Genomic DNA, 14,531 nt, shown 5'->3' with positions numbered 1-14,531 from the left:
TATTCAACCTGAATAATTAAGCAGGTCACTATCTGCCCTGGCACTTAGCGGTAGTAATAAAAAAAGCGCCCGCAGGCGCCCTCAAAACTCAGCATGCTGTAAAGATCTTTATTTCGTCAGGCTTGCCAGTAAAACCTTCGCGGTTTCGGCTGAAGAACCTGGGTTCTGACCGGTAATTAGCAAACCATCCTGAACCGTATAGGATTGCCAGTCATCACCGCGTGAGTAAAGGCCGCCGTTCTGTTTTAGCACATCTTCAACCAGGAACGGCACCACGTCAGTCAGGCCAACGCCCTCTTCTTCACTGTTCGTAAAGCCAGTAACTTTCTTTCCTTTGACCAGAGGCGTGCCATCAGCATTTTTCACATCACGCAGGACACCTGGAGCATGACAGACCAGCGCAACCGGTTTGCCCGCCTGCAGGGTTTGCTCAATCAGCGAAATGGAGTGTTTGTCGTTTGCCAGATCCCATAAAGGACCATGGCCTCCTGGGTAGAAAACGGCATCAAACGCTGCCTGATCAACAGTATCAAGCTTGACGGTCGAGGCCAGTACTGCCTGAGCAGCAGAGTCGGCATGGAAGCGGCGGGTCTCATCAGTCTGAGAATCGGATTCATCACTTTTTGGATCGAGTGGAGGCTGTCCGCCCTTCGGTGAAGCCAGGGTAATCTCTACGCCCGCATCAAGAAATGCATAGTAAGGTGCCGCAAGCTCTTCCAGCCAGAAACCGGTCTTCTTGCCAGTGGTGCCCAACTCATCATGCGAGGTCAAAACCATTAAAATTTTCATTTCCGCTCCATATAACAGTTAGTCGGTTTCAGGTGTAAGGATAGTCAGAACCAGCGTCTGAGCCGCTATCTTCTGCGTTGACCCGTTAATCATGGCGGGGTTACGAATATTTATGAAATTTATTTCTTCAATTTCAGTTATTCACATAGCATTATAGCTTAATGAAATACGATCTGAATTTACTGCCAGTTTTGCTGGTCATGATGGAGGAGCGCAACGTTACCCGCGCAGCGGAACGGCTTGGCATAACCCAGCCGGCGCTTTCTAATGCATTAAACCGGCTGCGTGAAACGCTCAACGATCCGCTATTTATCCGCGAACGTTACGGGATGCGGCCGACGCCGAAAGCGGAACAGCTGGCTCAGGTGGTCGGTGCTGCGCTGTCATCGATCGACAAGGTTATTCTTGGCCAGCAGGACTTTGATCCGCTTCATGCCACCCGGCTCTTCACGCTTGCGCCAAACAGCTATGTAGAATTCATCATGATGCCTGCCATCGTGGCCCGCCTGAGGAGCTGTGCGCCCGGCATCCGACTCCGCCTCACTCCTTTTGGTAATGATGTCACTGAAACCGGTGTGATTTCAGGTAATACCGATATGGTGCTGGGCCGTATCGTGGAGCCGCCCGACAATCTCGTCGTTCAGCACCTGATGAATGAAGGTCTGGCCTGCGTGATACGCGCCGATCATCCGCTGGTGGGCGAAAACCTCAGCGCGGAGCAATATGAGCAGCTAAAGCACGTCAACGTTCTGCCGCCTGGCCGTATGCGCGCCGGTTTATATCAGGCGCTTGAACAGCGAGGCCTGCGTCGTCAGGTTGCAGTCTCCGTCACACACTTTCTGGCCGTGCCGGAAATGATTGCGGTCACGGACTACTGCGCGACCCTGCCGCGTTTGATCTGTCAGCACCTTTCACGCGATCAGCGGCTCAGAATCATTCCCGCGCCGGTTGACCTGGGCACCTTTCCGGTTGAAATGGGCTGGCATGCACGCTATCGCGACGATCCTGCCCATCGCTGGTTCAGGGCGTTGATAACGGAGACGGCACAGTCGCTGTCTGATCCTCAGATAAACAATTAGCACGATCACCATTGCCGCACTAATAGTTAATATTGATATCATAACCTGAGTTACTATTATTCCCATCGGAGGCAAACATCCTCCCAATTCATAACTCAGGAATATGACCATGAAAAACGTAAAAGCACTTTCAATCGCCGCACTCGCAACTCTTTCTCTGATCTCTTTTGGCAGCTTTGCCGAGAGCGTTTCTGTCACCTCATCCACACTGGATGGCGCAGAATCAAAAATTGCTGCTCAGGCTCAGGAACAGGGTGCGCAGTATAAAATTACGGAAGCGAACACCAACAACCGTGTTCACATGACCGCAGAACTGTATAAATAACGGATGGTCGCAAACGGATTTGCCAGAACAGGCTGCCCAATGGGCAGCCTTTTTTGTATTTGATCAGGCCAGACGGGCGGCTGGGGCGCTACCGGTGCGCCACCATAGAATCAGCGCTGCCAGCGCAATTGCGCCGAGTACCGCAAACGCGGTGCTGTAGGAATAACGTGCGGCGATCATGCCCGTCATGGCGGGACTCAGCGCTGCACCTGCGCCCTGCATCAGCATAATAACGCTTTGCCCGGCGTTAACATGCCCCGTACCCCGCAGCAGGGAGACAATATAGCCTGGCACTGCCACACCGAGAATCCCAGCCGCAATACCATCCAGAACCTGAACCGGAATGACAAAAATCGGCCCGGCAAAGCCGGCGGCGAGAACCGCGCGCAGCGGTAATATCATCAGGGCGATCATGATAAACAGGCGATAGCCGTGCGTATCAACGCGTTTAGATACCCACAGCGCGACCGGGATCATCACCAGTTGGGAAATCACCACCGTTGCCGCCGCGTAAAGGCCCGGACTGATCGCCGCCTGGCCGCCTGCCGAGGCGACGCGCATGCTCAGCATCGGCAGCAGCGCGGCATTGGCAAGATGAAACAGCAGCAGCGTCAAACCGGCGATCATCAGCGCCGGGTTTCGCAACAACATTGATAAGTGCAGCGCTGGCTGACGCTCTTCATGCGGTTCATAACCGCGCGCCACATCGTTATCGATCTCATTTCCGCGAATTGCCAGCGTAGCGAAAGCAGCGAAAACCGCCATTACCGTCATAAGAATGAAAACGGCACCCATGCCCCAGTACCAGGCTGAAAAACCGGCCAGCAATGCAGCAATCGTATTCCCGCCATGATTAAACGCCTCGTTGCGTCCCATCTGCTGGTTAAAGCCGCGCTGACCCGTGAGCCCTAAGGTGATCCCCGCCACAGTCGGGCCGATAAACGCCGCAGCCAGGCCTGCTACAACCTGCGAGACCATCGCCGTCCAGGTCTGATTGCTGTACCACAGCAGCAGTGTGGCAACGGTAATCACCAGACAGCCCAGCAGCACAATGATTTTTTTATGACGGGTCGCATCGGCGGCGATCCCTGCCGGTAGCGTGGCAAGTAATCCGGCGATACCGCCACAGGTCATTACCAGACCGATTTCGTCGGGTTGCCAGTGTCGCTCCGTAAGAAAGATGCCCAGAAATGGCCCCAGGCCGTCGCGGACATCGGCCAGAAAAAAGCTCATTAAACAGAGCGCGTAGAGTGAACGCTGAGACATGTTATTTCCCTGGAAGGTAAGTGTTAGAGGCAGTTGCGCTTCGGTTAAAAGGGAAATTATGTGTTACGACGTGGAAAGTCACCTTTCGTTATAGTAACAAAATGAAAAAGGCCACCCGTAAACGCTACGGATGGCCTTTTTCTATTCACTCAATAACGAGAGCGAACTATTTATCTGTGCCAAAACCCTGCTTCAGCAGTGCTGGCAGTACATTCGGGAAGTAGATGTTTTTATAGTAACCGCTGACGCTTTCGCTCCAGCTCTCACCGTCATTACGACCAATCGTCTTCCAGTGCTGAACCATCTCATCGTTGTAGGCTGCAATCTGCTGCTCCAGACCCTGCGTCTGGTAAGTCTCATCATGGCGGAACGTTGCCAGAGGCAGACGTGGTTTCTGATGAGCCGGTTCGTCTACGTGACCGATTACCACACCCGCTACCGGGAAGGTCAGCGGCGGCAGCTCCAGCAGTGAAATCATCGACTGTGGGTCGCGACGGATACCGCCAATTGGCACAATTCCCAGACCTTCGGCACGCGCAGCCGCCATTACCGATCCCAGCGCGATACCGATATCGGTAGAACCCGACACGATACTCTCAATGCTCTGATGGGCGATCTGCTGCTGATCGACAGCGGCCATTCCCACGGCTGATTTATGCATATCCAGCACAAAGGTGATAAACACCGGTGCTTTGGCAATCCACGGCTGACCGCCTGCAATGGCGGCGATCTGTGCGCGACGTCCGGCATCACGCGTGATCACCACAGAAACCTGCTGCGAGTTTACTGATGTCGGTGCGCGATAAGCGGTACTGATAATCCGATCCAGCACAGCTTCATCGACAGGTTGCTCAGTGAAACTGCGTTCACTTTTGTGACTTGTAAAAATATCAATCAGTTCGCTCATGGTTCCTCCCATATAAAGCGCAAGAATAGCAGCAAGTCACAAGGAAAAACTTAACCGCACTGGTCATGCTGTCGCGGCGTTTCTCAGCCTCCCCAGCGGCTTTTAAGATAGCTTACCGCCTGCTGAGTCTGCGGCTGATTCAGATAGTTCTCTCTGAACAGAATCGTGCCATCAATATTGGGGTTCGATTCATTAAGGTCGAGCTGCTTTTTCAGCTCCGGTACGCCGCCCTGCTGTGTCCAGTCAGGCTCAACTTTTGACGGCTCGCCCACTTTATAGAGAGCAAGGCCGATGTAGAGCCGGGTTTTAGTCGGTTTCACGACCTCTGCCCACCAGTTTGCCAGCACATCGTATCGGGCCGCCTGACGGGAAAAAGGCCAGTAGAGCTGAGGTGCAATGTAATCCAGCAAGCCCTGCTGCACCCAGCGGCGGGTATCGGCAAAAGCTTCATCATACGCCGCCGCTCCGCGGGTATCGGAACCGGCAGGATCATGCGACAGATTACGCCAGACGCCCGCCGGGCTGACACCAAACTCCACGTCCGGCTTCAGTTGTTTGATGGTACGTGACACCTGCTCAATCAGCTGCTGAGTATTGTGACGCCGCCAGTCCGCTTTGCTGGCAAGCCCCTGACCGTAGCGGCTGAAGGTCTGATTATCGTTGAGCAGTGAACCGGCAGATTCCGCATAGAAGTAGTCATCGAACTGCACACCGTCGATGGGATAACGCGCCACCACCTCGGCCACAATACTGGTGATCCAGTCACGCGCCTCAGGGATACCCGGATCGAGTACATAGCGATCGCCTGCAGTGCGGATCCAGTCGCGATGCAGCACAAAAACGCTGGCCGGATGCAGTGACAGCGTGCGGTTGAGTTCGCTGACGGTAGACGATTTAGTGTTTACCGACACCCGGTAAGGGTTGAACCAGGCATGGACTTTGATACCGCGCTTATGCGCCTCATCCAGCATAAACTGCAGCGGATCATAGCCCGGATCTTCACCAATTTTTCCTGTCAGCATATCTGACCAGGGGAGGATTTTTGAGGGCCAGAGCGCAGTGGCATCAGGCTTAACCTGGAAAAACACCGTATTGATGCCCAGGCTTTTCAGCTTATCCAGCTTTTCGATCAGCGATTGCTGCTGCTGGCGGATACGCTGCGCCGGACTGGTGCCATTCACCGAGGCAACGGGCGGCCAGTCAAGACGCGAAACCGTGGCTAACCAGACGCCCCGCATCGGTTCCTGCGCATGAGGTTGTGCTGGCTTGCCGGGCGTCGGTAGCGGCTGTTTCGTCACGGGCGGAAAAGGTGTAACCAGCGATTTCGGCGGCTCAGATGCGCAACTGACCAGCAACAACGCGGCAGCCAGCGCGGCGCCTCGCTTAATAGCCGCACGGGCCGGTGCAGTAAAGGGTTTAAAGGCGATGATAGACTCCAGTATTGTCTGGTCGGGGCGCAAAGAGGAGTATTCTCGGTGACTCTGATTAAATGTCAATGCGTTAGCACAGAGGCGGCAGTAAAACCGCCCTCCTTCAAAAAAAGCACCCTTGAACCCGCTAGCGCTGCGGAGTGAATACCATTCCGGCGGACGCAAGACAGGCTTTAAGTGTGCCAAACGCATCCTGACACTGCCGCTCATTGACGCAGGCGTAACCCAGCAGCAATCCGCGCGCCTCCTGAGGGTGCATATAATATTGCGAAAGTGGCCGTACTTTGACGCCGCGCTTTAGCGCCTCCGCGGCTATCGCCACGTCATCCGCGCCTGCTGGCAGCGGGATCACCAGATGCAGTCCCGCTTCATGATTGAATGCCGGTAAAAAGGCTGGCCCCAGATAGCGCTCGATCAGCCTGCAGAGAAACTGCCGCCGCTGGCGGTAAAGCAGGCGCATCCGGCGGATATGCTCCATGTAATGGCCCAGCCGGATAAACTCCGCCAGCGCACGCTGAATCAGCAGATGTCCGCCGCGATAGAGCTCTGCCGCGGCGATGCGCAACGGCTGTGCCAGCGGTTTCGGCACCACCATGTAGCCAATGCGCAGCGCGGGATAGAGCGTTTTGCTGAACGTTCCCATGTAAATGACCGGCGCATCCGCTTCCAGCCCCTGTAGTGAGGGATGAGGCTGGCCGGAAAAACGAAATTCGCTGTCGTAGTCATCTTCCACAATCCAGCTCTGATGGCGACGTGCAAGGGTGAGCAATGCCTGACGACGGGCCAGGCTTAGATGCACACCCAGCGGATATTGATGAGAGGGCGTCACAAACACCATCTTTGGTGCCGGGCCGCTGTCCGGCACCAGTCCCTGCTCATCCACGGGCATCGCCCGAATCTTCAGGCCATTCATGCGCAGCAGATTGCGTGTTCCCCAGTAGCCGGGCTCCTCCATCCAGACCCGATCGCCAGGATCGCACAACACCCGCGTCACCAGATCAACCGCCTGATGAACCCCTTCGGTGATCAGGATCTGGTCAGCATCGGCCCGCACTGAGCGTGCCACCCGCAGATAATCCACCAGCGCATGGCGCAGATCGGGACAGCCACCGCCGCTGCTGTAGACCAGGCGGTGAACGTCAGGTTCGCGATTCAGACGCGCCTGAATCTGACTGAACAGCTTGTGGGGGAATTCGGTCACATCGGGCGCGCCGGGGACAAACGCGCCCCACTGGTAAGGCGATGCTGTCGCGTGCCCCAGCAGACTGGCGCCACGCTTCGACAGCGTCGCCGGTCGTTGCGCCTTTACCGCCTGAAGGTCAGCAATTGCATCACTCTGCAGAGAGTTTTCCGGCAGCGTCTCTGCAATCCAGGTGCCGCTGCCGGTCCGCGCGGTGACATAGCCCTGCGCCATCAGGCTCTCATAAACATGCATAACCGTGTTTCGCGACACGCCCAGTTCGCGCGCCAGATCGCGGGTTGGCGGTAAACGGCTTCCGCGCGGAAACACCTCTTCAGCGATCGCGGCCTGCATGCAGTTCAGCAGCCGCTGATGTAATGAGCCAGTTCTTAAAAACTGTAACCGCGCTAATAGATGATCTGCGTATAAGAGTCGCAATTGGCTCCACCTTTCCTCTGACAATTGGCTCTGGCAACTCACCACGCCTCAGGCATAAATAAACGTGTTTGTCGGGAATTGTAAACACGCATATTAACGAGGTGGAATAAATGAGCGAAAAAAATAACCTGTTGCAGCAGCGCAAAGCACAGGCTCTCCCCAAAGGTATCGGTACGCTGTGCGACTGGTACGTTGCCCGGGCAGAGAACGCCACCTTATGGGATCAGGAGGGTAATAGCTGGATCGACTTCGCGGGCGGCATCGCGGTACTGAACACCGGCCACCGCCATCCACGCATTGAAAAGGCGATTGCCGATCAATTAACAAAGTTTACCCATACGGCCTTCCAGATCACCCCTTACGAAAGCTACATCGCACTGGCCGAGCGTATTAATCAGCGGGTTCCCATCGCCGGTGCGGCGAAAACGGCCTTCTTCACCACCGGGGCGGAAGCGGTAGAAAATGCCGTAAAAGTGGCGCGTGCCTATACCCGCCGTCACGGCATCATTACCTTTGGTAACGCATTCCATGGCCGCACCTTTATGACCATGGCGATGACCGGAAAAGTGGCGCCTTACAAGCGAGATTTCGGCCCGATGCCGCCGTCAGTCTTCCATGCACGCTATCCCAGCGCGGTTCAGGGGATCAGCATCGAGGCGGCACTGACCAGCCTTGAAGAAATTTTTACGCAGGACATTGCGCCTCATGACGTCGCCGCGATCGTGCTGGAGCCGGTGCAGGGTGAAGGTGGATTCCATGCGGCACCTGCAGAGTTTATGGTGCAGTTGCGGGAGCTGGCTGACCGTCACGGCATTCTGCTGATTGCGGATGAAGTCCAGAGTGGATTTGCGCGTACCGGCAAACTGTTTGCCATGGAACACTACCCGGTGAAGGCCGATATCATCACCATGGCGAAAAGCCTGGCAGGCGGGATGCCGCTCTCCGCGGTCGCCGGTCGTGCAGAGGTGATGGATGCACCTGCACCAGGTGGTCTGGGCGGAACCTATGCCGGAAACCCGCTGGCTATCGCCTCGGCCCATGCGGTGCTGGATGTAATAGAAGAGGAGCAGCTCTGCCAGCGCGCCGTTGATCTCGGTGCCCGGCTTGAAGCAGAACTCCAGGAACATCAACGCAAACATCCGGATATTGCTGAAGTGCGTGCGCTGGGTTCGATGGTGGCGATGGAGTTCTATCAGGCCAGCACCGCGCAGGCGGTTCAGAAGATGGCGATGGAACAGGGCTTGCTGCTGCTGACCTGCGGAGCCAAAGGCAACGTCATCCGCTTCCTCTACCCGCTCACCATTCCGGATGCCCAGTTCAGCCAGGCGCTGACCATTCTCTCCACGGTGATCGATCACTGTGTCGCACCCGCCGGACATCCCGTCGTCCCGGCCTGATTTCGCTGACGCGTTAACGCAAGTTCATCCCCGTTCGTCCGGCCATCCAGGCCGGACGTCGACAGGAGACGTTTACATGACGATGACTCAGAGTGCGAATGCAGATTCGCTGGCTCAAAACCTGAAACCGCGCCACGTGCGTATGCTCTCAATTGCGGGCGTGATTGGCGCCGGGCTATTTGTTGGCTCCGGCCATGCTATTTCTGAAGCGGGCCCCGCGGTGTTGATCTCTTATGCCGCTGCCGGTGCGCTGGTGGTCCTGATTATGCGGATGCTGGCCGAGATGGCCGTCGCCTCACCCGATTCAGGCTCGTTCTCAACCTACGCCGATAAAGCGCTGGGACGCTGGGCCGGATTTACCATCGGCTGGCTCTACTGGTGGTTCTGGGTGCTGGTGATCCCACTGGAGGCCAACGCAGCGGGAACCATTCTTCATGCCTGGTTCCCCGCTGTCGCCATCTGGCAGTTCACGTTTGCTATCACCCTGTTGCTGACCATTACTAATCTGCTCAGCGTGAAAAATTATGGTGAGTTTGAGTTCTGGTTTGCATTGATCAAGGTCGTTGCCATCATCCTGTTCCTGGGCGTGGCAGGTGCGGCAGTGTTTGGTCTGCTGCCTGACAGCAATACCAGCGGCCTGTCGCATCTCTATGACACTCACGGATTTATGCCGAATGGTATCGGCGCGGTCGTGGCTGCCATCCTGACCACCATGTTCTCTTTCATGGGCACAGAAATTGTCACGATTGCCGCCGCAGAGTCGAAGAATCCCGGCAAGCAGATTACTCAGGCGACTAACTCCGTCATCTGGCGTATTGCGCTGTTCTATCTGCTGTCGATTTTCTTTGTGGTGGCGCTGGTGCCGTGGAATGCGCCAGGGCTGGTTGAACAGGGTTCATGGCAGACGGTGTTACAGGCGATGAACATCCCGCACGCCCGACTGATTGTCGATCTGGTGGTACTGATGGCGGTGTGCAGTTGTCTTAACTCTGCGCTTTATACCTCATCGCGCATGCTCTACTCCCTGTCACGCCGCAAAGATGCACCGGCGGCTGCCTCACGTACCAATCGCAGCGGCACGCCGTGGATTGCTGTGCTGCTCTCTACCGCGGCTGCATTTCTGGCGGTGATCGCCAATTATCTGGCGCCCAGCGTGGTGTTTGAATTTTTACTGGCCACGTCGGGAGCGATTGCACTGCTGGTCTATCTGGTGATCGCTGCGTCCCACCTGGTGCTGCGTAAAAAGCGCGAGAAAGCGGGTGAAGTCCTGAGTTACCGGATGTGGTTATTTCCTGGCCTGACGTGGGTCACTATCCTGTTTATCGTCACGGTGCTGGTAATCATGTTGTTTGATGCGAAACATCAGGCTGAATTACTGGCAACCGGCGGTTTGACGCTGCTGATTATTACCACCAGCCTGGTGCTGCGTCGTAAAAAGGAGAAGCGTCAGAACACGAAATATTTTACTCAGCGCTCTTCTGACTCTTACTGATCTTCACGCAAGCTTTTTATAAATTAAACCCACCTTTGACAGCAAAGGTGGTTTTTTTTCATATCAACAGATGCAACGCGTGTTAACCCTCAATTATGCAGGGGTTTAATAAGATGCGCACACTATCTGATGATCAATCCGGCAAACTGAATTCCCCGATGCTGACTTAAAAATTTCACAAAAGATACTTCACTGGCTCTTGGTGACTTAATGATAAACCCTGTATGAGCTATGGGTTTATATCTTTAGATTCCATATCACCGTTGCTGCTAAGCTATTGCACTGTCGTTCAGAATAAAACCTCAAGAGAAGCGTTAAAGATAGGTAACGTAAAGTATCCCTTTGCTCTTTTCAGGATTAAACCAGTGCATTTTTAATTCCAGAGGTAATTTGGTCAGCGATTCGGGATTCATCAGGTCAGCAGTAGTGACCACAGCCTTACCACGGGCGGGATCATAACAGTCAAACACGACAGGATTTTTTCCGACATTCATATTACATGAACCATTAGTAATGGCTCCGCTGAAGGTGAGCATGCCTGAATCTGAATCCGCAATAACCGGTCCGGCCAGGGCAATCAGCAACGTGCTAATGCCGACAGATAAAAAAGATTTCATTGTGCGTCCTCCTGAGTATGTATCACCTGTTATCGGCTCACATTCCCAAAGATTAAGTGCTGAGTGAACGAATAAATGTAAATGTACGAACGCTTAGCCCAATGAAATCCCTTAAAAAACTTTTGTTAAGAATAATCCTAATCCAGCCAGCTAACGAGAGTGTAGACCATCGCTGGATAAATTTTCTTTCTTACATTCATTTTTTATTATGGCCTTGTAGCAGCAAATCATGGCTGCCTGTGACTTAATGACGCTTTGCAATAGTTAACACGCTATTCATAGCGCCTTCCGTTAGTGGAAAAGGTCATGATTAATGTGACGGTGGTAAACAGCAGGTAACTCTTCGCGCTTTAGATGACTTTACTACGCTGCTATTAAAGGCTTCCGTTGATCATGATTGAACAGTCAATATAAAATATCCGAAGAGAATGTCTATTTTACTTAAGCCATTCTCCTGCTGATTAATATTGCCAAAAACATTCAGCTTATTCCAGATACTGGCTGAAACGCAGCAGATAACCATCGGGGTCCTGCACCAGAAACTCCCGCTGACAGGCGGTGGTCTCGCCGATGTCATAGTGGTTGTCCCGAAGCGGCCGATAGAGCGGAACGGCATGCTGCTGCAAACGCATCAGCACAGCCTGAACATCATCGACTTCAATCTGGAAATTAATACCTCGCCCCAGCGGCCAGCGCAGATCGGCTATGTTCCAGCCCTGCGGGTGGAACTGCTCAATCATCAATTGCACCTCTCCATAGCAGAGGTAAGCAAAATCAGGCTGCTGGCGCTGAATTCTCACACTGAAACCCAGCACCACGGTGTAAAAATGCAGCGAAGCGGTAAAGTCAGTGACGGTCAGTTCTGGCACCATAGGGTTCCAGTAAAGGGTTTGATTATCACTCATAGTAAGGTTCCATTTTAATCGGTTACTCTCCCCTCTGATCACCGGCTCTGGATTGTGATTTGCAGCTCATCCAGCATCAGCCGCAATGCGGCAGACTGGTGCTCACGCGACAGGTAAAGCCCCCATATGCCGATGCGTTGCGGCTCATAATCGGGAAGTAATTTTACCAGCTTCCCTGTTTCCAGTGCGTGACGAGCCTCCTGCTCAGGCACCATCGCTATCCCGCAATGCGCTATCGCCGCGTCACACAACAGTGAGGAGATACCCGCACTGAAATTTCCTCTGACGGCAACCGCGATTTTCTCCCCGCCAGCCGCCGTAAAATGCCAGCTCTGTCCGGCAAATCGACTGTAGTAGAGGCAGTTATGCTGAGCCAGATCGTCCGGGGTTTCCGGGTTACCCCGCGCCTTAAGATACTCAGTTGAGGCGCAGAGTACCGAGTGACATTCGCCAAGACGGCGTGCGATCGCCCCCGGCTCTGGCGAGTCGGTGATGCGAATAGCGAGATCGATACGCTCACCAATCAGGCTTACTGGCTGATTGTTAATTTCCAGCTCGATGCGCAGTGCCGGATAACGCGCCAGAAAATCGGGGATCACCGGGCCGACAAGATGAAGAGCCGTAAAGTGGGCGCAGGCGATGCGAAGCGTTCCGGCCGGGACGCCCTGGGTGGTTTCCTGCTGGATCGCCTCTGAGAGCAGGGCCAGCTGACGGGTTTTTTGCAGGATCGCCTCTCCGGCAGGTGTAAGGGTCAGCTGGCGAGAAGAGCGATGCAGCAGACGCGTTCCCGCCCACTTTTCCATCTCCTCCAGATAACGGCTGACCATCGGGCGGGAGATCCCCAGCGATCGTGAGGCGGCACTCAGGCTGCCCAGTTCACATATCCGGTTGAAAACGGCTGCCGCCGTGACTCTGTCCATCCACTCCACCTGTTCGGATTATGAAACTCAGCATCTCTGATTGCGGGAATTCTAACAGATAGCCAGATGCGTAGAATAGCGCCACTGATACTGAACATCGCCCGTTACGCCTGCCTGAATCGGGCATTTATCTCTGAGGATCCTCAATGAAAATTAAGTTTTTACCTGTGATGCTGGTGCTGGCCTCGGCCTCCGCCAGCGCAGCCACCCTGCAACTGCAAACCTATAATCCGCAGGAAAAGGGCATCTTTGCCGTCTCCTCAACGCTGGTTACCGGGCCAACCGAAGCGATTCTGTTTGATGCCCAGTTCAGCACCCAGGACGGTGAGAAACTGGCAGAGATGATTAAAAAGAGCGGAAAAACGTTAAAGAAAATTGTGATCACTTCTGGCGATCCCGATTTCTACTTTGGTCTGGAGCCAATTGTTAAAGCCTGGCCGGACGTGAAGGTGGTTGCCGCGCCGGCGGTGGTGAAGCATATCCAGCAGACGCATGACGCCAAGCTGAAATACTGGGGTCCACAGATGAAGCAGGGCGCGCCGGATAAGGTGTTTGTGCCTGAAGTGACCCATCAGACCCGCTTTAGCGTCGACGGCGAGGTGCTGGAGCTGCGTCATCCGGAGCAATACGCCGCTTATATCTGGATCCCGTCTGCGAGCACCATTCTGGGCGGTACCGCCCTCTCCTCGGGCATTCATGTCTGGACGGCTGACACTCAGACCGTTCAGAGCCGCGCTGAATGGCGTCATATCCTGACCGAAATGCAGACGCTGAACGCGAAGAACGTGATTCCGGGTCACTATCTTGGTGCCCGTCCGGCCGGTTCACAAGCGGTGGATTTCACCCTGAATTATCTGAAGAGTTTTGAAGCGGCGCTGGCGCAACATAAAACCTCAGCGCAGGTGATTACCGCCATGAAAGCCGCCTGGCCGAAACTGGCAGAACCGGCTTCACTGGAACTCAGCGCCAAAGTCAATACCGGCGAGATGAAGTGGTAAACCCCGCTGAGAGGTCAGCTGACCACCGGGTTTGCAACGTTTAAGCAGACCCGGCTGAACCCATTGACCTGATCTGAAGATGCCCGGGCGCTATCTTTTCGCCAGATAGCGCCTGTCATCGCGCGCCTGCAACCGCGCCTCCGCTGGTGAGGGGAAGATATAGTGAAACAGATCGCGGTAAAAACTCAAGTGCTTCAGTAATCCTTCCTGTATGGATCTACTGATGTCTTTGATCAGAAATTCCTGGGTGGTGCTGAAGTTAGTCACGCTAAAAAAGTTTTTGTCATAGACGTTGACCACACCTTCCCATTTCATCACCTGCTCTTCCGGGGAAGCCCCTTCTGAGGCGACAAATATCCCTTTATGGGATTTCACACCCTGCTTGCTGATATAGGTAGTTAACGCATCATAGCCGCGCTTGTTACGCCAGCGGCAGAATTCGTAGGGCACATCGTAATGGGGCAGCACAAAGTCCGGACTACGAAAATGTTCATCACCAATTAACCCATCCAGCGTAACCGTGAAATGCAGAAAGTCCTGCAGGAAGTCGAACTGGCGGGTTTTAGTCAGTGTGACATTAATGGTGTAGTGACCTGCATGCACATACCAGTAATTGGTAAAGCCGGTGACCAGAATACAGAACGCCTGCCAGTCACTGAGTCTTCGATCCCCCGCCAGCCCCCTGAAACGACTGATCATCATCCGTGATTTGGGATGCTGATACGCTTTCAGCAGCGGATCGTTCATACCTTTCAGTAACATCAGGCACACTCCTTGATAGATTGCGC

14 protein-coding genes are annotated in these 14,531 nt (G+C 54.4%); 5 read left to right on the top strand and 9 right to left on the bottom strand.

Going from position 1 to position 14,531, the window contains the following annotated elements:
• Positions 1-108: 108 nt before the first annotated feature.
• On the bottom strand, positions 109-789 hold the full coding sequence (locus ACX8ZY_RS19880) for a type 1 glutamine amidotransferase domain-containing protein (protein ID WP_425021052.1): 681 nt from the start codon (positions 787-789) through the stop codon (positions 109-111).
• 161 nt (positions 790-950) lie between these two features.
• On the opposite strand from ACX8ZY_RS19880, the gene ACX8ZY_RS19875 reads away from it, so the two are divergent.
• On the top strand, positions 951-1,868 hold the full coding sequence (locus tag ACX8ZY_RS19875; RefSeq protein ID WP_010246961.1) for a LysR family transcriptional regulator: 918 nt from the start codon (positions 951-953) through the stop codon (positions 1,866-1,868).
• A gap of 109 nt (positions 1,869-1,977) precedes the next feature.
• Entirely contained in the window at positions 1,978-2,193 is a 216-nt protein-coding gene (locus ACX8ZY_RS19870) for a YdgH/BhsA/McbA-like domain containing protein (RefSeq protein ID WP_010246960.1), read from the top strand.
• Between the two features lie 63 nt (positions 2,194-2,256).
• Here the strand turns inward: ACX8ZY_RS19870 and ACX8ZY_RS19865 are convergent, their stop codons facing one another.
• The 4 genes from ACX8ZY_RS19865 to pdxR form a co-directional block, all read right to left on the bottom strand.
• Positions 2,257-3,459, bottom strand: a complete 1,203-nt coding sequence (locus tag ACX8ZY_RS19865) for an MFS transporter (RefSeq protein ID WP_010246959.1) — start codon at positions 3,457-3,459, stop codon at positions 2,257-2,259.
• A 166-nt stretch (positions 3,460-3,625) separates the two neighbouring features.
• Entirely contained in the window at positions 3,626-4,366 is a 741-nt protein-coding gene (locus ACX8ZY_RS19860) for a nitroreductase family protein (RefSeq protein WP_158132378.1), read from the bottom strand.
• 83 nt (positions 4,367-4,449) lie between these two features.
• Positions 4,450-5,826 carry a glycoside hydrolase family 10 protein gene (locus tag ACX8ZY_RS19855; RefSeq protein WP_346465619.1) on the bottom strand — a complete coding sequence of 459 codons (1,377 nt, stop codon included), beginning with the start codon at positions 5,824-5,826 and terminating at the stop codon, positions 4,450-4,452.
• Between the two features lie 97 nt (positions 5,827-5,923).
• Positions 5,924-7,414 carry a MocR-like pyridoxine biosynthesis transcription factor PdxR gene (gene pdxR / locus ACX8ZY_RS19850; protein ID WP_182500568.1) on the bottom strand — a complete coding sequence of 497 codons (1,491 nt, stop codon included), beginning with the start codon at positions 7,412-7,414 and terminating at the stop codon, positions 5,924-5,926.
• Between the two features lie 110 nt (positions 7,415-7,524).
• On the opposite strand from pdxR, the gene gabT reads away from it, so the two are divergent.
• Positions 7,525-8,811, top strand: a complete 1,287-nt coding sequence (gabT, locus tag ACX8ZY_RS19845; RefSeq protein WP_158132379.1) for a 4-aminobutyrate--2-oxoglutarate transaminase — start codon at positions 7,525-7,527, stop codon at positions 8,809-8,811.
• Positions 8,812-8,887: 76 nt separating this feature from the next.
• The gene (gene gabP / locus ACX8ZY_RS19840; protein ID WP_158132380.1) at positions 8,888-10,303 is read left to right on the top strand and encodes a GABA permease; all 1,416 of its coding nucleotides are present in this window, start codon (positions 8,888-8,890) and stop codon (positions 10,301-10,303) included.
• Between the two features lie 314 nt (positions 10,304-10,617).
• Here the strand turns inward: gabP and ACX8ZY_RS19835 are convergent, their stop codons facing one another.
• The 3 genes from ACX8ZY_RS19835 to ACX8ZY_RS19825 form a co-directional block, all read right to left on the bottom strand.
• A complete protein-coding gene (locus tag ACX8ZY_RS19835) occupies positions 10,618-10,920 on the bottom strand; it encodes a fimbrial protein (protein ID WP_158132381.1) in 303 nt (100 codons plus the stop codon).
• 485 nt (positions 10,921-11,405) lie between these two features.
• A complete protein-coding gene (locus ACX8ZY_RS19830; RefSeq protein WP_061703275.1) occupies positions 11,406-11,825 on the bottom strand; it encodes a bleomycin resistance protein in 420 nt (139 codons plus the stop codon).
• A gap of 38 nt (positions 11,826-11,863) precedes the next feature.
• Complete coding sequence (locus ACX8ZY_RS19825; RefSeq protein WP_158132382.1) at positions 11,864-12,745, bottom strand: LysR family transcriptional regulator; 882 nt, start codon at positions 12,743-12,745, stop codon at positions 11,864-11,866.
• Between the two features lie 146 nt (positions 12,746-12,891).
• On the opposite strand from ACX8ZY_RS19825, the gene ACX8ZY_RS19820 reads away from it, so the two are divergent.
• Positions 12,892-13,743: a Vmh family MBL fold metallo-hydrolase gene (locus ACX8ZY_RS19820; RefSeq protein WP_033768815.1), complete on the top strand. Its 852-nt coding sequence runs from the start codon at positions 12,892-12,894 to the stop codon at positions 13,741-13,743.
• A 90-nt stretch (positions 13,744-13,833) separates the two neighbouring features.
• Here the strand turns inward: ACX8ZY_RS19820 and ACX8ZY_RS19815 are convergent, their stop codons facing one another.
• Complete coding sequence (locus ACX8ZY_RS19815) at positions 13,834-14,505, bottom strand: hypothetical protein (protein ID WP_425021137.1); 672 nt, start codon at positions 14,503-14,505, stop codon at positions 13,834-13,836.
• Between the last annotated feature and the right edge of the window lie 26 nt (positions 14,506-14,531).

Source organism: Pantoea sp. XAF26B01_ASV70 (genome assembly GCF_054512635.1).
This window is presented reverse-complemented; position numbering and strand designations above follow the sequence as displayed.